This window comes from Saprospiraceae bacterium (assembly GCA_016712145.1).
In the GTDB taxonomy this organism is placed as follows: Bacteria; Bacteroidota; Bacteroidia; order Chitinophagales; family Saprospiraceae; genus Vicinibacter.
The window spans coordinates 929,372-951,167 of sequence record JADJRO010000001.1 but is presented as its reverse complement, the minus strand read 5'-3'; the positions used below and the strand labels follow the sequence as shown (position 1 = coordinate 951,167).

18 protein-coding genes and 1 pseudogene are annotated in these 21,796 nt (G+C 38.1%); 9 read left to right on the top strand and 10 right to left on the bottom strand.

All coding sequences use genetic code 11. The annotated features are described in order from the left end of the window. Positions 1-2: 2 nt before the first annotated feature. Positions 3-1,241, bottom strand: coding sequence for an MFS transporter (locus tag IPK91_04155; protein ID MBK8296469.1), 1,239 nt, complete (start codon positions 1,239-1,241; stop codon positions 3-5). Between the two features lie 113 nt (positions 1,242-1,354). Between IPK91_04155 and IPK91_04150 the strand changes: the two are divergent. The 3 genes and pseudogenes from IPK91_04150 (at position 1,355) to IPK91_04140 (ending at position 4,044) form a co-directional block, all read left to right on the top strand. Continuing rightward, a pseudogene (locus IPK91_04150) lies at positions 1,355-2,804 on the top strand (sodium:solute symporter). Beyond that, positions 2,801-3,622 carry an N-acetylmuramic acid 6-phosphate etherase gene (locus IPK91_04145; GenBank protein MBK8296468.1) on the top strand — a complete coding sequence of 274 codons (822 nt, stop codon included), beginning with the start codon at positions 2,801-2,803 and terminating at the stop codon, positions 3,620-3,622. Before IPK91_04150 ends, IPK91_04145 begins: the two are co-directional and overlap by 4 nt. A 248-nt stretch (positions 3,623-3,870) precedes the next feature. Next, the gene (locus tag IPK91_04140; GenBank protein ID MBK8296467.1) at positions 3,871-4,044 is read left to right on the top strand and encodes a hypothetical protein; all 174 of its coding nucleotides are present in this window, start codon (positions 3,871-3,873) and stop codon (positions 4,042-4,044) included. Between the two features lie 140 nt (positions 4,045-4,184). On the opposite strand, the gene IPK91_04135 is transcribed toward IPK91_04140, so the two are convergent. After that, positions 4,185-4,820, bottom strand: a complete 636-nt coding sequence (locus IPK91_04135) for a rhomboid family intramembrane serine protease (GenBank protein MBK8296466.1) — start codon at positions 4,818-4,820, stop codon at positions 4,185-4,187. Further along, positions 4,820-5,410 carry a hypothetical protein gene (locus tag IPK91_04130; GenBank protein ID MBK8296465.1) on the bottom strand — a complete coding sequence of 197 codons (591 nt, stop codon included), beginning with the start codon at positions 5,408-5,410 and terminating at the stop codon, positions 4,820-4,822. The genes IPK91_04135 and IPK91_04130 overlap by 1 nt, the downstream gene beginning before the upstream one ends. A gap of 126 nt (positions 5,411-5,536) precedes the next feature. Between IPK91_04130 and IPK91_04125 the strand changes: the two genes are divergently transcribed. From IPK91_04125 to IPK91_04110, 4 genes are read left to right on the top strand one after another with little or no spacing between them, the layout of a single operon-like run. Further along, the gene (locus IPK91_04125; GenBank protein ID MBK8296464.1) at positions 5,537-6,121 is read left to right on the top strand and encodes a thymidine kinase; all 585 of its coding nucleotides are present in this window, start codon (positions 5,537-5,539) and stop codon (positions 6,119-6,121) included. 4 nt (positions 6,122-6,125) lie between these two features. Beyond that, positions 6,126-7,622 (top strand): bifunctional phosphoribosylaminoimidazolecarboxamide formyltransferase/IMP cyclohydrolase, encoded by a 1,497-nt coding sequence (gene purH, locus IPK91_04120; GenBank protein MBK8296463.1) that lies wholly within the window; start codon positions 6,126-6,128, stop codon positions 7,620-7,622. A gap of 2 nt (positions 7,623-7,624) precedes the next feature. After that, positions 7,625-8,347 carry a type III pantothenate kinase gene (locus IPK91_04115; GenBank protein MBK8296462.1) on the top strand — a complete coding sequence of 241 codons (723 nt, stop codon included), beginning with the start codon at positions 7,625-7,627 and terminating at the stop codon, positions 8,345-8,347. After that, positions 8,344-9,681, top strand: coding sequence for a hypothetical protein (locus tag IPK91_04110; GenBank protein MBK8296461.1), 1,338 nt, complete (start codon positions 8,344-8,346; stop codon positions 9,679-9,681). The genes IPK91_04115 and IPK91_04110 overlap by 4 nt, the downstream gene beginning before the upstream one ends. A gap of 108 nt (positions 9,682-9,789) precedes the next feature. Here IPK91_04110 and IPK91_04105 read toward each other — a convergent pair whose 3' ends face one another. From IPK91_04105 to recG, 3 genes are all read right to left on the bottom strand, one after another. Next, positions 9,790-10,746 (bottom strand): 3-phosphoglycerate dehydrogenase, encoded by a 957-nt coding sequence (locus tag IPK91_04105; GenBank protein ID MBK8296460.1) that lies wholly within the window; start codon positions 10,744-10,746, stop codon positions 9,790-9,792. Between the two features lie 65 nt (positions 10,747-10,811). Beyond that, a complete protein-coding gene (locus tag IPK91_04100; protein MBK8296459.1) occupies positions 10,812-11,285 on the bottom strand; it encodes an ankyrin repeat domain-containing protein in 474 nt (157 codons plus the stop codon). 128 nt (positions 11,286-11,413) lie between these two features. Further along, positions 11,414-13,528, bottom strand: a complete 2,115-nt coding sequence (gene recG, locus IPK91_04095; GenBank protein ID MBK8296458.1) for an ATP-dependent DNA helicase RecG — start codon at positions 13,526-13,528, stop codon at positions 11,414-11,416. 71 nt (positions 13,529-13,599) lie between these two features. Here recG and IPK91_04090 point away from each other — a divergent pair, with 71 nt between their 5' ends. Then, complete coding sequence (locus IPK91_04090; protein MBK8296457.1) at positions 13,600-13,950, top strand: ribosome-binding factor A; 351 nt, start codon at positions 13,600-13,602, stop codon at positions 13,948-13,950. A gap of 25 nt (positions 13,951-13,975) precedes the next feature. Here the strand turns inward: IPK91_04090 and IPK91_04085 are convergent, their stop codons facing one another. From IPK91_04085 to IPK91_04075, 3 genes are all read right to left on the bottom strand, one after another. Beyond that, positions 13,976-15,244 (bottom strand): metal ABC transporter permease, encoded by a 1,269-nt coding sequence (locus tag IPK91_04085; protein MBK8296456.1) that lies wholly within the window; start codon positions 15,242-15,244, stop codon positions 13,976-13,978. Positions 15,245-15,488: 244 nt separating this feature from the next. Continuing rightward, complete coding sequence (locus IPK91_04080; GenBank protein ID MBK8296455.1) at positions 15,489-15,986, bottom strand: hypothetical protein; 498 nt, start codon at positions 15,984-15,986, stop codon at positions 15,489-15,491. 10 nt (positions 15,987-15,996) lie between these two features. Beyond that, positions 15,997-16,596, bottom strand: a complete 600-nt coding sequence (locus IPK91_04075; GenBank protein MBK8296454.1) for a PorT family protein — start codon at positions 16,594-16,596, stop codon at positions 15,997-15,999. Between the two features lie 160 nt (positions 16,597-16,756). Between IPK91_04075 and IPK91_04070 the strand changes: the two genes are divergently transcribed. Then, positions 16,757-17,038, top strand: a complete 282-nt coding sequence (locus IPK91_04070; GenBank protein ID MBK8296453.1) for a hypothetical protein — start codon at positions 16,757-16,759, stop codon at positions 17,036-17,038. A 10-nt stretch (positions 17,039-17,048) separates the two neighbouring features. Here IPK91_04070 and IPK91_04065 read toward each other — a convergent pair whose 3' ends face one another. Beyond that, complete coding sequence (locus tag IPK91_04065; protein MBK8296452.1) at positions 17,049-21,536, bottom strand: gliding motility-associated C-terminal domain-containing protein; 4,488 nt, start codon at positions 21,534-21,536, stop codon at positions 17,049-17,051. Positions 21,537-21,796: the final 260 nt, after the last annotated feature.

Here is a 21,796-nt window from a genome sequence, read left to right as displayed (position 1 = left end):
TTTCAGGCTAATCTGGTTTCATTTAAAGGGACGCTGAGAGGGTAGCGGGATTCTATTTTATCCAAATACAAGAACGCCAGGCCGATAAGTGTTGACAAACCACCTACCAACCACCACAAGGTTTCAAAGCCAAAATGATCGGCTATAGCACTTCCTGAAAAGCTGCCACATATATGCGCTACACTGTATGCGATTGTATACAAGGATGCATATTGACCAATATTTGACGGATTGCTTCGCTTCATAAAAAAGACCAACATAAAGGGCATGGCCAATATTTCGCCAACGGATATGATTGCGGAGGATAAAATACCCAGGCGAAATGCATCCATAGTTACCACATTAAATATAACAAAGGATAGTCCCGTTATAAACGTCCCCAAAGCAATCAAGCGCAATCTCCTGACATTTTCAAGTGAATACACTGCAACCATCTCAAATGCTGCAATGAATAAACCATTTATACCCAATACCCATCCAATTTGACTTTCTGATAAGAATAATTCCGTTTTTAAATAAATTGGGAGTGTTGTAAATATTTGAAAAAAACAAAGTCCAAACAAACAGGTCAAAAGAATAAAATATAAATAAAACCGATCTTTAAATGCAGATTGATTAACAGGTTTATTCAACGCACTGTGTTCTCTTTTTGGTTTAATTTCCAATCGGGGTAGTTTATAAAATATCAAAATACCTGCTAAAATATTGGTGATTCCATCTACATAAAATAATAATTGATAATTATGCGATGCAATCCAGCCACCAATAGCTGCACCAAATGCCCATCCTAAATTAACTGACAATCTTACAAGTGATCCACTTCTGGTGAGTGTATCCGGATTGCTGTAGGCAGAAATTGCTGCCATACTTGCAGGTCGGAAACTTTCATTAATTACAGAAGCAATAAACGTTGCAAGACAGATCAAATAATAATTTTCAAAAAAGGAAATAAAAATATACGAACAACCACCGGCAATTAAAGAAAACAGCATTAAATTATAAAATCCAATACGATCCGTGAGCTTGCCTCCAAAATAGGCACCAACGATAGAGCCTAATCCAAAACAAGTCATTACCATACCTGCCTTTGTAATGCTCACTCCAATGTGTTGTGTCATATACATAGACATAAAAGGAACGACCATCGTGCCTGCACGGTTGACTAATTGTACCAATGCAAGCAACCAGGAATTGATATTCAATCCAGCAAATGAATCCCGATACAGATTGATGATTCGCATGGTCATTTGCAAATTAAGTAATTTTAATTCCGACGTTTTAATTTGAAAACAGGATTAACAACAAATTATCAACTTTGAATTTATTTAAGTTTCTTTGTTGATCAATTCATTTTATGCATTTTAGTTATTGGTTAAGTAGCATCTTGCTTTTGTATTTTGGAGTCTTGCTTTGGATTGCACGCGCAACCTCGAAAGACCAATCCAATGAAAGTTTTTTTATTGGCAAGCGCAATTCAAATTGGTTTGTTGTTGCATTTGGAATGATTGGTACTTCTTTATCTGGAGTGACATTTATTTCTGTGCCAGGGACCGTAGGTTCTCAGGGTTTTTATTATTTGCAAGTTGTTATGGGTTATTTTTTAGGTTATCTGGTGGTAGCCTTTGTATTGCTTCCTGTTTATTATCGGATGCAGGTGAGTTCGATTTACCATTTTCTGGATGAGCAGTTGGGTCGAATCGCTTATAAAACGGGTGCTTCCTTTTTTATTTTGTCCCGTACGGTTGGAGCAACCGCTAGGTTGTTTTTAGTTATCAATGTTTTGCAACTCTTTTTACTCAATGATTTGGGAATTTCATTTTACTGGACTGCATTTTTTATTCTTTTTATGATTTTGATTTATACCATGCAGGGTGGCGTTAAAACAATTGTATGGACCGATACCCTTCAAACCTTTTTATGTTGCTCGCCTTGGTTAGTTGCATTTTTATTATTCTCAATCAATTAGATATTAGCTTTCTACAGCAGTAATCCAAATGAATGAAGCCAATTACTTACGATGGTACAACGGAGATTTTATGGCTGGTTCAAATTTTTGGAAACACCTGATTGGAGGTGCTTTCATTACCATTAGCATGACAGGAATGGATCAGGAAATGATGCAAAAAAACATCAGTGTGCGAACTTTGAAAGACTCTCAGAAAAACATGTTGAGTTTTAGTGTGGTGTTGGTAATTGTTAACATCCTTTTTTTAATTTTAGGAGGACTGCTTTCATTGTATGCAAATCAAAATGTACCAGGTGTGGCTGGAGATGATTTATTTCCTTCAATTGCTTTTGGTAAAATGCCGGTTTTATTTTCACTTTTATTTGTCGTTGGTTTGATCTCTGCGTTGTTTCCAAGTGCGGATGGAGCAATAACTGCCTTGACTTCATCTTTTTGTGTAGACATTCTGGGCTTCAATCGAAATGCTAAACTCACTGAGCATCAAAAAATCCGGAAACGCAAGATGGTCCATTTTTTATTTGCACTTATTTTTCTACTCTTGGTATTTATTTTTAAATGGATTGATAATAAATCTATTATCGATTTAATTCTTAAAGTTGCAGGATATACGTATGGACCGCTGCTAGGCTTGTATGCATTTGCCCTGTTTTCCAAACGAGGCTTGCCAAATTCGATCATGGTATTCGTTCTTTGTTGTTTGGCACCCGTGATTGTTTTTGTAATCGATCGAAATTCAGCAAACTGGTTTCATGGATTTTCGTTGGGTTATTTAAACCTTCCATTAAACGGACTGGTTACCTACCTGAGTTTATTAGCCATTTCAAAACAGAAAACATGAATTTTATCCGTTTGACTGAAGAAGATTCCTTATACCATGACCTTGAACACAAAAGCAGCATCGAATTGTTGGAATGCATGAATGTTGAAGACCAGAAACCGGCTCAAGCTGTTAAACTCGTATTGCCTTTAGTTGCGACATTCATTGATCAAACCTTGCCTAAACTTTTGGAAGGAGGTCGGATATTTTATATCGGAGCCGGAACGAGCGGCCGTTTGGGAATACTGGATGCATCAGAATGTCCACCTACCTTTGGAGTAGCTCCGGATCTCTTTAATGGAATCATTGCTGGAGGCGATGGAGCGATCCGAAAAGCCGTAGAATTTGCAGAAGATAGTACGCAACAAGCCTGGCTTGATCTAAAATCCTTTTTTGTAAGTGAACTCGATACGGTCATTGGAATCACAGCAAGCGGGACCACGCCTTATGTAGTAAATGGCCTAAAATCTTGTCGGGAGCACCGGATTACTACTGCTGGAATTACCTCCAACCCCGGCAGTCCGGTAAGTAAAGAATCCGATTTTCCTTTTGAATTGCTATTGGGACCGGAATTTATTACCGGAAGCACCCGATTAAAAAGTGGAACCGCTCAAAAAATGCTCTTAAACATGATTTCAACCTGCCTCATGATTCAATTTGGGAGGGTAATCGACAATAAAATGGTGGACATGCAATTGGCCAATACGAAACTCATCGAACGAGCGGTCCGCATGATCCTCCAATTTAAATCGATCCGCGAAGAAAAAGCCAGAGAACTCCTCAAAGAATTTGGAAGCGTTCGTGGAGTCATTGAGTATTTACGGGTAAATCCTAGTTAATATTTTTGATAAGTCAGCCGAAATCCGCACATTAATTTTCTGAAATTTAGGCATCAAAAATTGTAAATTCCAAAAAATCATCAAAAAATCAGGGTAAACCCTGATAAAAAATCAGGGTTTACCCTGATGACATTCAGGCTTTTTTTGTAATATCTTGCAGTATGAAAAATGAGTTTCTTCAGGCAGCGAATCTCACTCTTGGAGTATCCCATTAATTAGATGATTTATTAACCCTAAATTCTTGTTTTATGAGATCGATTAAACCACAGGCACACACCGATTCTTGGGTGGATCAATTTGAATCCGATTTGAATCTAAAACCAGGCTGGCTTGAAAATTACAGAAAGCACCTGTCCTGGATTAAAACATCTAAATCGGATCAGGAAGATGAAATCTTAAAGGATTTGGCCACTGAACTGTAAACAATTTAAAATTGTTTGTCGTATGATTTACAGAGTTGATTTCTAACAGGGAGAATCAACTCTGTAGGTCTTCGAATAAACGATCTTGTGATTCAGATTCTGCTTTTCGTTCTGACAGCGTTTTCTTAAAGACATCCCGCTCAAAAAAAGTAATCCTTAGGATTTCGGTCTTGTCCCTGCCATTCATAAACTACTGCAACCTCATCGTGTTCTCTGAAATTTCTGAAAATAAAAGCGGTCCACAGGCCTGCAATTGCTCCAAACAAATGACTTTCCCAGGATATCCGTTCTTCAGTAGGGAAAAAACCCGCCAGGTATCCGCTATACATAATAACCATAATGGTCATTAATACAATCGATTTTACATTCCGTCTAAAGATACCTGAAAAAAAGATGAAGGAAATCAATCCATAGACCAGGCCACTGGCTCCGATGTGTGAATAATTTCGACCAAATAAAAAAACCATGAACCCGGTCAACAGCAAAATCAAAATAAATCCTGCCCAACCAATGCTCCGGTAAAAATAAAATAAGACCAAACTGCTTACAAAAAGGGGAGGAAGGTTAGAAAATAAATGGCCCCAGCTCGCATGTATAAACTGCCCGGTTAAAATACCATACCATTGATGAATATCTCTGGGATATACACTCCAATCATATTTTTGAATCGGGAACACTAAAAACAGCACATGTATTAAAACACAGGCCACCGAAAATAACAAAGCAACAAAAAGGGCGTAAATGAATTTTTCTTTTTCTTTGGCTAATTCAATCATTAAGAATATTTCCGTTTAATCAATTTTATAAACCACTGCGCCTTTTTAATTCGCTTCTCATCCATCCAGTCGTATTGAGGTATTAACTCTTCACTCAAATAATTCCGGGCATCTTCAAATCGATCCAGCGAATTTAATCGTTGCAAGGCATTATCAAATGAATTCTTATCCCCTCCAAAAAGTTCATTTTGTGTCAGAATTCTTTCATTGAGTCCCATGGCTTTTTGAATGCTGCTAATCGGTGTTGAATCCAATTGCTCGGATAAATCTTCCACTTTCTTAAACGTAAACAACTCCTTGTAGCGTTCAGTTTGAATGGGCTCTGATTTTATTTCTACGACTTCGCTAACAGGTTCGGGCTCTTGCTTTTCCATTTTAATTTTAGGAGCTGGACTTTCCTGAATATGCGATTCTTCATTGTCAGAAATGGCTTCATCTTCTACTTTGATCGAAAGTATGGATTCCCGGATTTTCTGATTGTAATCCAACAGCAGGTTTTTTTCCGATTGGGTAAAACTTTCTTCTTTAGAATAAATTTCCAGGATGGTATTCATTTTTTGCATCCATTTTCTGACATTGTTAAATTCCATAGCAAAATTTTGTTGGCTTAAAACGGTTTTTATGTTGTTATTATTTGCACAAAGGTATTCGATTTTAGCAGGAGGACATATTGAAATTTCATATATATATGGAATTATTAGATATTTGCAGCAAGAATGTTTCTAGAACCAGCCTATAAATCACAACGCTCCGGATGGATTGAAGTTATCTGTGGCTCCATGTTCAGTGGAAAAACTGAAGAATTGATTCGCCGTCTTAAAAGAGCCCGGATTGCAAACCAAAAAGTTGAAATATTCAAACCGAGTAAGGATACCCGATATGATGAACGAAAAGTAGTTTCTCACGATGAAAATGCACTGCTTTCCAAACCCATCTTAACATCCAAAGAATTATTGGCCATATTGGAAGATACCGAAGTCGTAGGCATTGATGAAGCACAATTTTTTGATGCCCAATTGCCTGATATTTGCCAGGAACTCGCCGTTAAAGGTAAACGGATAATCATAGCTGGATTGGATATGGACTTCAGAGGACAACCTTTTGGTCCGATGCCGGCTTTAATGGCTGTTGCAGAATACATTACCAAAGTCCATGCAATTTGTCCCCATTGCGGCAATCTGGCAACCCATTCATATCGATTAAGTGGAGAAAACGAAACCATTGTATTGGGCGAAAAGGACAAATACGAACCCCGTTGCAGACTTTGTTTTACTATGGGGGCCATCTTACAATTTAAATAAGCACATGAACGCTAAACGAATCCACTCGGCTTTAATTTCTGTTTATAATAAAGAGGGTCTTGATGAAATTGCTACCAGATTGCACGATTTGGGAATCGTAATTTATTCCACAGGTGGGACTCAAGCATATCTCGAAACTTTAGGAATTCCAGTTGTAGCCGTTGAAAACATTACAGAATACCCTTCTATTTTAGGAGGACGCGTAAAAACATTGCACCCAAAAGTTTTTGGGGGTATTTTGGCCATTCGAAATCCAGATCATTTATCTCAATTGGCACATTTTCAAATCCCTTTAATAGATTTGGTAATCGTTGATCTATACCCGTTTCAGGAAACCAGAAGGACCCGTACCGATCACCAGGAAATCATTGAAAAAATTGACATTGGTGGCATTTCACTCATTCGGGCAGGAGCAAAAAATTATGAAGACGTGGTCATCATTTCTTCTGCCATGCAATACCCAACAATAATTGAGATTTTAAAGAATAATGCGATATCGCAAATTGAAGAACGCAAGCAATTGGCCGGACAAGCATTTCAGCTGAGCAGTGCGTACGATGCAGCGATTGCAGATTATTTTGGAGCTTCTACCAATATTAAAATTTCACTTCGATATGGTGAAAATCCGCACCAACAAGCACATTTTTTAGGTGATCTGAATGCGTGTTTTGATATTCTGTCAGGAAAAGAATTGTCGTATAATAATATTCTGGATCTGGATGCGGCTTGCAATTTAATTGCAGATTTTTATAAGGGTCCGGCCTGTTTTGCAGTGATCAAACATACCAATGTATGTGGGATTGCCATTCGGGATACGTTATTACAAGCCTGGGAAGATGCTTTGGCAGGAGATCCTGTTTCAGCCTTTGGTGGGATTCTAATTTGTAACAAGCCACTAGATCTCCATACTGCAGAAAAAATCAATTCCTTGTTTTATGAAATACTCATAGCGCCTGCTTTTGAATCTGGGGTCATTGAACTGTTAAGTGCAAAGAAAAATCGCATACTCATTTTATTGAAACAGCTGCCTCTAAGCTCTTGGAGCAGTCGAACGGCTTTAAATGGAGTTTTAAATCAGGAAATGGATCTTCACCAACAAGAAGCCAATGGATTAAATCTCGTTACAAAAAGACAAGCAACGGAATTGGAAATTGTGGATCTTTTATTTGCTTCGCATTGCGCAAAGCATTTAAAATCAAATGCAATTACTCTTGTGAGAAACCAGCAATTAATCGGAATGGGATGTGGACAAACTTCAAGGGTTGATGCTTGCAAACAAGCCATTGAAAAGGCCAGAGCCATGGGCTTTGATCCTGCTGGAAGCGTGATGGCCTCTGAAGCATTTTTTCCATTTCCGGATTGTGTTGAACTGGCAGCACAGGCAGGAATTAAAGCAATCATACAACCCGGAGGATCCGTCAATGATATAAAGAGCATTCATAAAGCGGATGAATTGGGTCTGTCTATGGTGTTTACAGGTATCAGACATTTTAAGCATTGATTATGGACAAATTGTGCATTGACATTGGCAATAGCCGGATAAAACTGGCTTTAATGGAGGAAGGCAAAGTCAAGCGCTATGCCGTTCATTGGATCAAAGAAGAAACGGCCATTATCAAATGGTTGGAAGAAGTAGAATTTGAAAAAGGAATTTATTCCAGTGTATTGGCTCAGGATCCGGATTGGCTGCTGGCGTTTAAAGATAAAAGAAAATTAATACGCCTGAGTTCTAATACCAACCTGCCATTGAAAATACACTATAAAACGCCTGAGACGCTGGGTACTGACCGGATCGCTGCAATGGCAGGGGCTTTAGCGCTCTATAAAAAAGGAGCCTTGCTGGTCGTAAATGCAGGTACCTGCATCACCTACGATTTAGTAAACAATCACGGTGAATTTATTGGGGGAAATATTGCCCCCGGCCTGGAAATGCGCTGTAAAGCAATGCACGATTATACGGCCAGTTTGCCGCTCATTAAAGTTCATGATCCCGGAAATTCCTTTATAGGTTACGATACCGTAAGTGCCATGGAAAATGGTGCCCTTCAAGGCATTGTGCTTGAAATTGAGGGTTATTTTGTCAGACTTCGTAAAAACTATCCGGAGCTTCACGTCGTTTTAAGTGGTGGGAATGCTCCTTTTTTGGTAAATCACTTGAAAATAAGCATTTTTGCGGAACCTTACCTGGTTCTTAAAGGCCTCAATACCATTTTAGATTATCAATGATGTACATTAAATCGTTTTTTATATCCTCCGTTTTTCTCTTCTGTGTCATACAATTGCATGCTCAGAACAATGAAAATTCTCCTTTGTCCCGCTATGCATTAGGCGATTTGCGGATTGCAAGTACAGGTTGGATGGCTGGAATGGCCAATGCCGGAACTGGATTTATTTCCGAGCAACTTTACAATCCCTTAAATCCTGCAACGACCGCTTTTCTGAAACAAACCGATATGGAAATTGGAGTGTACGCCCGACGAAATAAATTGGAGGAGGCATCCGGCAACACCATTACGGACTGGTCTGGAAATATTAATAACATTCAATTGGCTGTGCCCTTGCGCAATGCAATCAATGAAATCCTGGATCGTAAAAAATACATACATTCTTATGCCATTCAAATTGGTTTATGCCCATATTCATCCGTTGGCTATCGTTCTGAGACCATCGATTCAACAGATAAAAACAATCAGCTGAGTCGATTTGTGCAAGGTGATGGACTCATTCAAAATTTTCAATTGGGCTTCTCGTACCGATACAAAGATCTTGCAGTCGGTTTGCGAATGAACTATCTTTTTGGGAATTTGAATTTCAACCAGAATTTATATTTTAATAGTTTACCAGCATCCTATGATTCTTATTTAAATGATAAAGTACACATCAGTGGATGGCAACCCGTGCTTGGATTTAGTTATCGTAAAATTTTAAATCAAGAGCAACTTACTAAAGACAATAGTTTACGACGCCAAATTTTTTCTGCAGGTTTGGTATTCGACATTCCAGTGAAATTTAATTCAAGTTATTCTGCTTTACATCAAACGCGTTTTGAAGATGCGTTGGGAGTAGTAGATACCGTTTTATATATTAACGAGTTGAATGAAAAAGGAACATTGCCATTTGGAGTACAAGCAGGATTGGCCTACTCACATAAAGATAAATATGGGTTTATGGGTTCATTTCAATGGGCGGATTGGAAAAATGCAGAACTTACAACCGGCTTGATCAATGGCACCAAATCTTCCAATCGAATTGCAATTGCAACATGGTATAAACCGGGCTTAAATAGTTTCGACAATGTCATTAAGAAGTCAACCTATCGATTTGGAGCTTATCTAGAAAATGACTATCGAACCATAGACAATACTGAAATCAAAGGAATGGGACTCAGCGTAGGATGGTCATACCCAATAATTTTCTTGAGACAAGATGCGATGTTTCATTTAAACGTTGATTTTGGTAAACGAAAATTGGAAGAACGATTAAAAGAAAATTACATCAACATTCATTTTGGAATCAGCATCAATGACAATGAATGGTTCTTAAAAAGAAAATACAATTAAGGGTGATTGAAAACTAATTAGCGGATAGGTGTAGGTGATAGTTGTTAAATGGAAGAAGCTATTAAGCTGATAAGCTTATACATTTCCCGGCTAGGTTCTTTTCCTCTTTTACTCATCACAACTTTGCTCATACAAGCTCACAATTTGTGTTACGAGTTCTTCAGCAATTCGTTGCTGAGCATCGAGGGTAGAAGCTCCAATATGTGGACTCACTGAAATTTTTGGGTGATTTAACAAAAGCGGATTTACTTCCGGTTCATTTTGAAAAACATCCAATCCTGCACCGGCTAATTGGTCTGAATCCAATGCATTTAGCAAAGCAACTTCATCCAGATTTTCACCACGGGAAGTATTAATGACACAAGCGTTTTTTTTCATGATTGCAAAGCGCGCTGGTGTGAGGATTTGATTTCCATCAAACGGAGAATGCATGCTGATGTAATCTGCTTCAGGAAGTCCTTCTTCTAAGCTTACCAAACTAACAGGAATTAAAATGGATTGTCCTTGCAATTCAAAATTCAAGGATAGCTGATTAATAAAAGGATCGTGTGCGAGGATTTGCATACCCGATCCTAGAGCCAATAAACCCAATTCCCTTCCAATTCTGCCCATGCCAATGATGAGCAGCGTTTTGCCTTTTAATTCAGTAGCTTTTGACAGACTCTTTTTAAGTTCGACAAAACTGCTTTTGTCCTTTAAATTGCGATTGCTGAGCTGGAGGTTTCGGCTTAAATTATAAATATGGGCCATGCTTAACTCGGCCACGGAACGGGAAGAAGATGCAGGTGTATTAATTACTTTAATGCCTTGTGCTCTGGCTGCATCAACATCGATGTTATCCATGCCTACGCCTGCACGGGCAATAAATTTCAGATTCGGACAACTTTTAATCAGATCCTGACGAATTTTCGTTGCACTTCTGACAATAATCCCTTGATAATGGATTAAATTATTTGGAAGCTCCGCTGCTTCTAGTTTTTTAAGGTCCACAGTAAACCCGTGAGATTTTAAGGCTGATATGCCTGATTCTTCGAGGCCATCTGTAACTAATATTTTCCAGCTCATTGGTCAAAAATAAAAAAGGAATCCAATGTGATTGGATTCCTTTTATAAAAGGGTTTAAATTTTTATTATTTCAGTCTTTTTGCTCTCTGAGCAGTAACTCGTTTCTCTGTTTCGATACTCAATAATTGGTGAGCAGCACTGTGACCGGCATCTTTGGCCAAATCTCGTGCACATTTCCCCATTTTATTTTCATTCATTGGATTGGCACCAGCGGTTAATAAGGTTTCAATGATTTCTGTATTGCCACCCATAGCAGCAAACATCAATGCATCTTGAAATTCTGTTTTTTGATTAACCTGAGCACCCCGGTTCAATAATAAATTGACCATTTCCGGATTTGCCTTTAGTGCTGCATAGGCTAAAGGAGTTAATTTTTGATCGTTGACAATGAGGATATTATTTACATCATGTCCCGATGCGATCCATTCTTTCACAAATCGGGAATCCGATTGTTCAATTGCGGATTGAAGGGTCTGCTGACTGTATACATTCAGGACCACGCTTGCTACAGCTAATAAACTAAGAAATGCTTTTTTCATGTTATTGCAAAAGATTTAATTCTACACCACTAAGATACCACAAGTCTGATAAATGCTGCTTTTTTAACGGTTTTTTCAAAATATTTAACTCAGAGCCCTAATTGATCCACATCCTATTGATTCTGAGATTAGGATATTATTGCAAGATTCTGGCCTGAAATTTCAGGATCCAACTGCTGTCTTAAGCGTGCGTTGACGGGATGTTTTAATTCCGGATCTCTCAGGAGGATCGCTTCTGCAAGTTTGCGAGCAGTAAGTAGAATCTGCTGATCTTCAACAATATCGGCTACTTTTAACGCGATCAAACCACTTTGTTGGGTTCCATCCAAATTGCCGGGGCCTCTGATTTTAAGATCTTCTTCTGCGATCTCAAAGCCATCATTGGTGCGGCACATAATCTGAATCCGGTTTTTCGCATCTGGACTGAGTCGATCGGCACTCATCAAAACGCAATACGATTGATCGGCCCCTCTGCCAACCCGCCCACGAAGTTGATGTAATTGTGCCAACCCAAATCGTTCGGCATTTTCAATAATCATGATGGAAGCATTTGGAACGTTTACGCCTACTTCAATAACCGTTGTGGCCACCATGATTTGGGCTCGTTGTTGAATAAATCGCTGCATTTCCAATTCTTTGTCTTTGGGCCGCAGGCGACCGTGCACCACAGCAATTTGGTATTTGGGCATTGGAAAGGATTCTAACAACTTTTCATAACCCAATTCAAGGTTCTCTATATCCAATTTTTCAGATTCTTCAATCAGTGGAAATACGATATAAATTTGACGGCCCAGTCGAATTTGATCTTTCATAAATTCAAACAGTTTGCCGCGAAGGATTTCTGTAAAATGCAAGGTTTTGATCGGCTTGCGATCTGGTGGGAGTTCGTCGATGATAGAAACATCTAAATCGCCATACAAACTCATGGCCAGGGTTCTGGGTATTGGAGTTGCCGTCATCACCAGAATGTGGGGTGGAAGTGATTTGGATTTTGACCAAAGTTTAGCGCGTTGTTCAACTCCAAACCGGTGTTGTTCATCTATAACGACCAAACCAAGATTCTGAAATTTAACCGGATCTTCTAAGACAGCATGAGTGCCAATTAAAATAGCAATGGTTCCTTCCTTTAGTTGACTTAGCAGTTTTTCCCGTTCTTTTCCTTTAACATTAGAACTTAATAAAGCACATGCAAATCCAGTGTCCTTTAATAATTGACCGATGCTTTGATAGTGCTGGTTTGCTAAAACTTCAGTGGGCGCCATGATGCAGGCTTGAAATCCATTTGAATTTGCAAGTACCATGACCAATAAGGCAACGATGGTTTTGCCACTTCCGACATCACCTTGAAGCAATCGGTTCATTTGTTTGCCTGTACTTAGATCAGCGGTTATTTCTTCTAAAACTTTTTGTTGCGCTTTTGTCAAATGAAAGGGGAGTTTCGTTTCAAAGAAATTCAGATAGCCATCCTTATTTAAGTCAAACTGAAAGCTAACGCTTTTGCTTTTTCGCAACATCATGGCACGAATCATGCGCAATTGCATAAAAAACAATTCTTCAAACTTGAGGCGTTGCCGCGCCTGATGCAATGCGTGGGCATTTGGAGGAAAGTGAATGTTTAATAAGCATTCATATCTTTCTGGTAATTGATATTTCTGTAGGATGTAATCTGGTAAATTTTCATGAATGGATAGGGGTTCAAGGTTTTGAAAAACATGAAATAAAATTCTTCGAAGTCCTTTGGTGTCAAGACCTTTGGAGATTAGTTTTTCATTGCTTGAATAGACCGGATCGAAACGCAGTTTGTTTTGAGGAATCGCTGGATTCAATTCTTCTAATTCAGGATGTGCCATTGATTTTTGCAATCCGGATAGATTTAATTTTCCATAAATAATAAACTCTTTTCCAGATTCAAGTTTTTGTCTAATCCATTGATAATTTTGAAACCAAATCAATTCAAGAAATCCACTCCCGTCTTGAAAAATTGCTGTTAATCGTTTTGTTTTGCCAAAGCCTTTTTCTTCCAGACTTTGAATTTTACCGAGTAATTGATAATAAGATCCTTCCTGATTGATTTCATCAATGCGATGCATGATGGTTTTGTCGACATAACGAAATGGAAAATATTCAATCAGGTCTCCAAGGGTTCGGATGTTTAACTGTTCCTTTAATGCAATTGCTTTTTGAGGGCCTACGCCTTTCAAAAATTCAATTGGACTGTCTGGAAATAGTTTAACTGAACTCATAAAGAAATGCTCCCGCAAAATAAGCGGGATTCTGATAAACATTCGATCCTTTTGATTCGTTTAGTTTTATTATGGATTCTATAAGGCAAAAACAGGTATCTGAGCTTCTTAGACGTCAATTTAGCTACGTGCTTGCTGCCGAGGGAGCCTACATCTATGGAAATAGCGTTTTGGTGACAATAACCAGTGTTTCAGTTAGTCCTGATTTTAGCTTGGCTAAAGTGTATTTGAGTATATTTAATACGGAAGATAAACAATCGGTCATCCTGCAAATGGAAGAACACTATGCGCGTTTAAAGCAAGCTTTACACCAACGGATTAAAAAACAAATCCGAACCATGCCTGAATTAAAGTTTTATATAGACGACATGATGGATGAAGTGTATAAAGTTGATGCACTGTTCAAGAAGTTTGAAAAGTAATTAGATTTTTTAGAAATCATTCCAATTATTTAGGAATCGGAGATCCATGTGGATCAGTTTCTGGATATCCCAATTGTTCGTCCAGTCGGTTTAAATCATCTTCAGATAAATGGTGCTCAATAAATTCTGCATCTTCATGGATCTGATCCGCATTCAGGCCTACTTCTTCTACTAAAAAGGTTTCCCACAATCGATGCGCACGCACAATTTGATTGGCACGGATTCTTCCTTGGTCCGTAAGTTGAAATCCATTTTCAAAAGAACGCATCAGTCCAAGTCGCTCCAACTTTTTCATCCATTTAATTAATTGAGATTCTGTTTGTCCGGTAATGCTTGAAAATTGATCAATGCTTACCGATTCATGGATTGGATTCTTGGATGCTCTTTTTAAGATATCCTCAATTAATATCCTTTGTTGAAGATTTTTGCGAGCTTGTAAACGGGGTATAAATCCGCGTTTAGGAGCGAATAAAGCGATGAGTGCATATATGAATGTAGTCATTACGGCCATGGAAGGCCCTACTGGAAAATCAAATGCAATGGACAGGATTAAACCCAATATTGCTGAAAGGGAGCCTAATAGACTGGCCCAAATCAATACCCTGTGAAGTCGATCTGCTATCAAAAGGGCTGCTGAAGCAGGGGTAATTAACATAGAAACCACCAAGATGACTCCGACGCTGCGAAGAGAAGCCACTACCACCAATGACAGCAATAACATCAACAGGTAATGCATGGCTCCCGAATTGATACCCATGGTCCCCGCAATAACCGGTTGGAATGTGGTTACAAACAGAGGTCTATAGAATACAATAATTATTAAGGTCACCAGCATCAGCATAATGATGCTCATATAGAGGTCTTCCTGTGAAACGGACAATAAATTTCCAAAAAGAAAATCCTTTAAATCCAAATGAACGCCTTGTTTGCCACTGATCCAGGAGATTCCAATGATGCCAATGGAAAACATAAACGTAAAGATGATTCCGATGGCCGCATCATTTTTAATCCGTACCTTTTGTTGCAACCAGGTGATTAAAAAGGCGGAGAGTAATCCCGCAAGAACAGATCCAACAAAAAAGCCGAGGGTAGAGTAGCCAGCTACAATAAATGCAAGGACAATGCCAGGTAAAATGGCATGGGATAGGGCGTCTCCAATTAAAGCCATGTTTCTTAACACAATGAAACAGCCTAGCATACCACACATGGCACCTACCAAAATGGAGATTATTAAAGTTCGCAACCCGAGATCCGAGCTAAAGAAGTCGTATAAATAACTAAGTATTTCTTGCATATTTAAAATAAAGTTCAAATATACCAAAAAATTAATTTAGACAAGGCTAAAATATTTAATCTATGCAATTAGTTCCTAGCAAATTTAGCATGAATTAGGACGCTAATTTCGTAGAAACAGGCTTGTTGCCAAAGGAAAACAATAGCTATGACGAATTAGGTAGCTCTGATAAAATAGGTATGAGCTCCATAATTAAGAAGCTCATTTGAAAGATTTTATTGGGAGTTGTTTTGGAGTTAGGAACTTATTTTTTACCCATGGTATCTTGGGTAGATTTGGCTTTCAGGAAATTGTTAAAAAAATCAACCCCTTCATTGCTGATTTGATTAGCAGAAACTGGTTTGTTGTCTTTATCCATAAAAACCAATGCATTGCAGCCATTTTGATAATAAAGATCCATTTCCTGAAAAACATCTCCATTTCTCTGGCAAACCAGATGCGCTTCAGGCAAACACATATTGGTAAGATTGGCTTTTTCCTCAGTAATAAATGATAAAATGATTGCTACAGCTTGCTGATTGTCAAAGCTCATGGATACGTTTACCTCCTTTTTTAAGGAAATAATATCAATGCTGGTGCATTCCTGTCGAAGTTTGGTCAGCAGATCAGCACTGATTCCATTATACTCAATCTTTTTACCTGAGCTAGCAGCTTTTGAATTGCTGTTTTTACCATCGTTTTTACAGGCTATAATAAGCTGTAGGAATATTATAATTAGGAGCGTTGTTCTCAAAATCCGCATAGAAAAAGACTTAATTGAATTTATAATTGAGGCCCAAAGATATAAAATAACTAATCATTTTGATTTCCCGATTGCCATCCGGATACTTATAAATAGGTAGTAAAGATCTGGTGTACCTTGCGGTTAAAGCCCAATTTTCAGTATAAAAATATTTTAGGCCTGCGAGCCAACTAAAATCAAACGGTTTGAAATCTTTATCGACCCCACTAAAACTAGAGCTAGATACCAATTTGCCGACTGAAAAGCCGCCAAAAAAATGCATACGGTAGTATTCCTGATCTGCTTCCAGATTAATCCAGTCCTTTACAACAAATAATACCGGGACATCCAGATAATTGAGGGTGAATTTTATATCGGTCAAATCATTTTTTGTGCTTCTGCTGCCTCTTTGATTAAAAGAAAATTGAATTTCCAGATCCGTAATTTTAGAAATCCGGGCAGTTCCATAAACTGCCAATTGATATCCGGGTTTATGGAATCCAAAGACCTTGTCTCCATCAATCTGAGACAAGCAGCCTGACGCCTGAAGACCCCCTCCAAAGATCTGACTTTCAAGTATATTTGTTGAAAACAGCACAAACACTAAAGCAGGAATCACTATTTTAATCATGGTTCAAATTTAAAGCTTTTGAAAAATGAAGCTCAAAATAGATTTCATTTTGTTTTTTCTATATACATTACCCCAATATTCTTAAGGTTTAACATATTTATTTTTTTTATATTGATTGAATTATTTATAGCTTTACCCTTCGGAATATTGTTTAGATACCATGAAATATACCCGTAACAATCTTAAAAAACTTGAAGACCTGTGTTCAGCCTTAACCTATAAGGTTCGATATGAACAAGGGCATTTCCAATCCGGATATTGTATTGTTTCCTCAAAAAATATCATCGTAATCAATAAATTCTTTGATATTGAAGGTCGTATGAACTGCTTGATGGAATTACTTCCCGAATTAAAAGCAGATCCCGATCAGTTGGAAGACGAATACAAGGATCTTTACAAAAAAGCCATTTCAATGCGTTCCGTTCAAGAACTTGAAATCTAATAAGCGTATCTTATCGTATCAATGTGATTGTTCCGGTTTTTTGAATTTCTGTTCCATCCAATCTTAGTGCTATGGCATGATAAACAAAAACGGCAGGGTTCATGTGTTGGCCATTCATTAGACCATTCCAGCCTGCTGCCAAATCGTTTACTTGAAAATGCTGATTTTCAAATACCAGGTTGCCCCAACGGTCAAATAACTGAAACAACTTAACTTCCTGAATGCTTTCCCCTCCAAAAACAGTGACCCAATCATTGATTTGATCTCCATTTGGTGTAAATACATTGGGTATATAAATATCGGTTTGGTTGTTTACTAAAATTTTTACTTGGCCTACGACTTCACAACCATAGGAATCGGTAAAACGTACTTCATATGTTGCATCATGCAATGCTTGTAAATTAGGTTCAATACAATCTGTACAACTCAATCCTGTCGCTGGCGTCCATTCAATTTTTATCGGATTAAAGTTGAGGAGTGGCTTTAAGGTAATTTTATCTCCAAGGGTAAGTTTAATTTCAACCGGAAGGTCTGCAGCTAATTTTTGTGGTTGAAATAATAGAATCGAATAGCTTTCTTCGCAGCCTATGGAATCTTTAATAAAAACAGTATAGGTTCCTGGTTTTAATTGATCATAGACTGTCCGATTGCTATAAGTAGCCGTGTCGTTTAATGCAAATAAAAATTCCCGAATTCCCTGATTTGCTTTGATTTCAATCTGCCCGTTGTCATCACCAAAACACAGAATGGAATCTATTGTAAGCAATGCACTGACCGTATCAATCAGTAAATTTGTAAAAATCAAACTATCACAGCCAAATTGATTGTTAAGGCTGTCAATATATTGGCCACTTTTAGTGTATACATTCGATCCAATTTGTACAAATTGTCCTTTGCATTTTAAGTAGTTGAATTGTTCCCGGTGAATAGGGTTTACTCGCAACTGCGTTTGGATAATGCTGTCGCAGCCTTTAACTGTTGTGAGGCTATCTATGTAGGTTCCGCTGTTAGTATACTGATGGCTCCCTACTTGTATGGATTCACCCGCACAAATCGTAAAATTCAGATTGTTATTTGAGGAAGGATTCACAGTGAGTTGGGTATAAATTATACTGTCACAAGAAAAAATGGATTGTAAAGTATCTAAATAAATTCCTGAGACTGAATAGCTTTTATTCCCAACTTGAATAAAATCACCACTGCAAATTGTATGAATATTTTGTTTTGAATAAATTGGATTAACCACTAAATTGGTTACCAAAATACTGTCGCAACAAAATGCATTTTTAAACACGTCTGTATAGCTTCCGCTTTTATCGTACCGTTTTGAACCTACCTGCACATATTCGCCTTCACATAATTTAAAAGATTGAGTGTCAACAGAATTTTGTGAGTGATCTTCGATATTAAAATACAAGGTATCGGAGCTGCAACCGAATTCATCTCTTGCAATCAGCTGATGCGGTCCTGGTGGAATTGAGTCAAATGCTCCGGAAGCTGTCCATGAATTTTGATCCAATGAATAATAGTAAAATGGAAATGATCCTCCGGCACTTACATGAATAAACGATCTTGGATTGCAACAATCAATTTCGAAATCCGCACTGTCTTGCTTTAAACTTAATTTATTAATGAACTTTACAATTTGCACAGTCCGTTGAACACTGCAAGTCGTCGAATCCCGAATATCAATGACATAATTTCCTGGCAACAAGCCATTAAAGCCTCCATCATTTTGCCAGCTGCCTCCATTGATTCGATATTGATAGGGTGGAATTCCTTCCAATCCGGTTATTACGATTCTTCCGGAATCTTTACAATTTAAACCCTGCACCCACAGCAGACTGTCTCGCAGTTTATGTTTGTATTCTCCGACTTCAATAATTTCAGGAATGATGCAATTTCCAATCTTTACATAAATGGTATAAAATCCTGCGTAGGGGAGTTCATAAAAAATTTGTTTCCAGAATCGGACCCCATCCATTGAATAAAGTGCAGCACTGTCTTCGGGTTTTTCCAAAATATGCAAGAATGCACCTGCAAATGAACCACAACTATCCAATAAGCGTAATTCATATTCCAGTTTTAATTTTTTGACATTCACAGTTAAAGAATCGCGATAATCAAATCCGCAAAAATCTTTATAGTGAATGAAATATTTAGTCGTACTGTCTGGATTGAAAATTGGATTTTGAATGTTTGCGTTGCTAATTCCATTAACTGGACTCCATTGATATTTATCAAATTTTGGACTGGCTGCAATTTGAATGGATTCTCCATCACAAATAGTATAATCCGGTAATTTGTTAATTCCTGTAATGTAATTCAAACAAATTTGTTGAACGTTAATCGCACCTCCGGTTGCAGCGGTAAATCCAAAATATACATTTGGATCGTTGTTAAAAATAGAACGTATGATATCTCCGGAATAGCGCAATCGTAAATTACAATCAATATAAACTTCAATGGTTTGATTGGAAGCACTCCATCGGATAAGTGCCTTGTGAAATTTACAATCTTCTGCATTTGCATTTCCTGGAAACATGCCTACCGGTCCTGAAAGATTATCCGATGCAGCATGATCCACATTTCCATTACGCATTAGGGATACATGATCATAAAACGGATCTGAAAAATTGGCATTTTGCCAGGTATCAAATTCAACTGCCAGACTTGGAATGACTCCCTGATATCCCAAACCACCTCCGGTTACACCGATCGATGTGGATATGGGTTGAAATACAAATGCAATTCCATCCGCTCCATTGGCATCAATACATCCTAAATTCAGATCAAAGTATATGTCAAAACTTTGGAACAGACTGACTTTGTCTTCATACCATATCGATCCCGTTTGATAATTTTTTTCTTCAGTCAATAAATAGCAATCATTCCCGAGTTGCCTTGCATCCCGGTTTGTGATAAATTTTTTGTTGTTGATTACTTTACAACTATCCGGAATGTCAATTTGCAAATTTGCCTGACAATTATGCGTGTCCACAACCGTCAAAACATAGGAACCACTTAAGAGCAGTTGAAAATAGGGGATGGTTTGTGATCCGCTCCGTTTATCTAATTTATAAATATAGGGCTTTGTACCTCCACTCGCATGTGCGGCTAAGGTTCCATCGCTGATGCAATGAGTTGGCGTGATGCTGTCTAATGCTAAACTGAGGATTGGATAGGTTTCAAAGTCAAGCGTAATGCTGTTATTTGATAAATAGAAATCAAGTTGATTGTCCGGATTACCAATGGTAATTATCAATGTATGTTTGCCAGGGTTTATTTTAATGCAGGGAATTTTAATTAAAGTGGACTCAGTAGGATTTAACATTCCTGTCCAATTAAAGCTTAATGGAGTGACTCCGTCTAAACTATAATTGATTTGTACCGAAGAGAATTTTTTAGATCCATCATTGCGTAATTTTAAACTTGCACACAGACTGTCAGCGCATAGATCGTTACTAAAACTGAGATTCAACGCAGCTGCATCGTAATCACCGGGTGGCAAGCATCCGTTTGATAGGATGAGGGATTTTCGAGTTGATTCCAAGGCAGCAATCATCCGAATTCGTTGACCATCGGTAAAATGTGCTGGACTGCAGGATGTATAATCCATATAATTGGTATTGTCAGCCGGTAAATCCGGTAAGTCATTGGTACAGGAATTTGTATTGCAGGGTGCAAAGGAAAACGAATTGTCTGGTGGGGTATCACAAACGCGGTCCCCATCCAATAAACAATTGGTATTGGTACAGCCCCCATTAAATGTATGATTTAGTGAAAAGTAATGACCCATTTCATGGGCAGTTACCACAGTGCCTCCAACAGAATTCCAGTATCTGCTTTCCTGGACAATGCCATCCACTGAACAAGGAGCCCCTGGAAAATAAGCGTAGCCTGCCAGACTGCATCCGAAATTGGTATTAAACAAATCGGTAACCAGCCAAATATTGATATACTTTGTACAATCCCAATTGTCCAACAGTTTAAGTGCTCCATCACTCCCGGCATCCGTTCCTGGATTACACGTAAGATCAGCAACCAGCGTACTGGCTGTGCGGGTGATCCCATTGGTTGGTTGTCCGTTGGGATCTCTGCGAGCCAAGCAAAACTGAATGCCACAATCCACTCCATTGGCAGCCATAAAAGGACCCGAGTTTGAAAAAGCCTGATTTAAGTAATCCAGTCCCTGTTCAACTTGGGCATCGGTAAGATTATTTCCCTGACCTATATTGGTGCCAGGAGGGACGATCAAATGAATGACAACCGGTAAGATATAATTGGCTTTGGAACGAGGGGTCACTTTTTTATGTTGAAGTGCCTGACTTTGAGTGTAAATCAAACGCTCCATGTCTTCCACCCGTTTTTTATATAAAGGATCTGTTTTCAATAAAGTCTGATGCATTTCATCAAATGCACAATATTGTGCATTCCCGGAAGGCATCCCAAGGATGAGAAAAAAAAGTAAAACTGAAAATGATTTAATCACGTGCATAGGGTATGTCTGATAACAAGATACAAATTAGGGATAATATGCTGTATGAGGGAAAGTATTTTTTATTTATTTTAATCTGTTTATTTAATAAGCAATTAAATTCAAACGAATTACAGAACTATAAAATTGTAACTTGGGTATTAGTATAAAACTAGTTGTTTTTAATTGGGTTCAAATAATTGTTTTGATTTGGTGGAAGAAGATAAAAATTTAATATCAATACGTATTTATAGAAATGTAACCAGGATATCTGAATAGCA

What these genes read in the sequence shown, in the direction of transcription:
- IPK91_04155 (MBK8296469.1), bottom strand. Translation starts at nt 1,241, where the DNA reads ATGCGAATCATCAATCTGTATCGGGATTCATTTGCTGGATTGAATATC.
- IPK91_04145 (MBK8296468.1), top strand. Translation starts at nt 2,801, where the DNA reads ATGAATTTTATCCGTTTGACTGAAGAAGATTCCTTATACCATGACCTT.
- IPK91_04140 (MBK8296467.1), top strand. Translation starts at nt 3,871, where the DNA reads ATGAGATCGATTAAACCACAGGCACACACCGATTCTTGGGTGGATCAA.
- IPK91_04135 (MBK8296466.1), bottom strand. Translation starts at nt 4,820, where the DNA reads ATGATTGAATTAGCCAAAGAAAAAGAAAAATTCATTTACGCCCTTTTT.
- IPK91_04130 (MBK8296465.1), bottom strand. Translation starts at nt 5,410, where the DNA reads ATGGAATTTAACAATGTCAGAAAATGGATGCAAAAAATGAATACCATC.
- IPK91_04125 (MBK8296464.1), top strand. Translation starts at nt 5,537, where the DNA reads ATGTTTCTAGAACCAGCCTATAAATCACAACGCTCCGGATGGATTGAA.
- purH (MBK8296463.1), top strand. Translation starts at nt 6,126, where the DNA reads ATGAACGCTAAACGAATCCACTCGGCTTTAATTTCTGTTTATAATAAA.
- IPK91_04115 (MBK8296462.1), top strand. Translation starts at nt 7,625, where the DNA reads ATGGACAAATTGTGCATTGACATTGGCAATAGCCGGATAAAACTGGCT.
- IPK91_04110 (MBK8296461.1), top strand. Translation starts at nt 8,344, where the DNA reads ATGATGTACATTAAATCGTTTTTTATATCCTCCGTTTTTCTCTTCTGT.
- IPK91_04105 (MBK8296460.1), bottom strand. Translation starts at nt 10,746, where the DNA reads ATGAGCTGGAAAATATTAGTTACAGATGGCCTCGAAGAATCAGGCATA.
- IPK91_04100 (MBK8296459.1), bottom strand. Translation starts at nt 11,285, where the DNA reads ATGAAAAAAGCATTTCTTAGTTTATTAGCTGTAGCAAGCGTGGTCCTG.
- recG (MBK8296458.1), bottom strand. Translation starts at nt 13,528, where the DNA reads ATGAGTTCAGTTAAACTATTTCCAGACAGTCCAATTGAATTTTTGAAA.
- IPK91_04090 (MBK8296457.1), top strand. Translation starts at nt 13,600, where the DNA reads ATGGATTCTATAAGGCAAAAACAGGTATCTGAGCTTCTTAGACGTCAA.
- IPK91_04085 (MBK8296456.1), bottom strand. Translation starts at nt 15,244, where the DNA reads ATGCAAGAAATACTTAGTTATTTATACGACTTCTTTAGCTCGGATCTC.
- IPK91_04080 (MBK8296455.1), bottom strand. Translation starts at nt 15,986, where the DNA reads ATGCGGATTTTGAGAACAACGCTCCTAATTATAATATTCCTACAGCTT.
- IPK91_04075 (MBK8296454.1), bottom strand. Translation starts at nt 16,596, where the DNA reads ATGATTAAAATAGTGATTCCTGCTTTAGTGTTTGTGCTGTTTTCAACA.
- IPK91_04070 (MBK8296453.1), top strand. Translation starts at nt 16,757, where the DNA reads ATGAAATATACCCGTAACAATCTTAAAAAACTTGAAGACCTGTGTTCA.
- IPK91_04065 (MBK8296452.1), bottom strand. Translation starts at nt 21,536, where the DNA reads ATGCACGTGATTAAATCATTTTCAGTTTTACTTTTTTTTCTCATCCTT.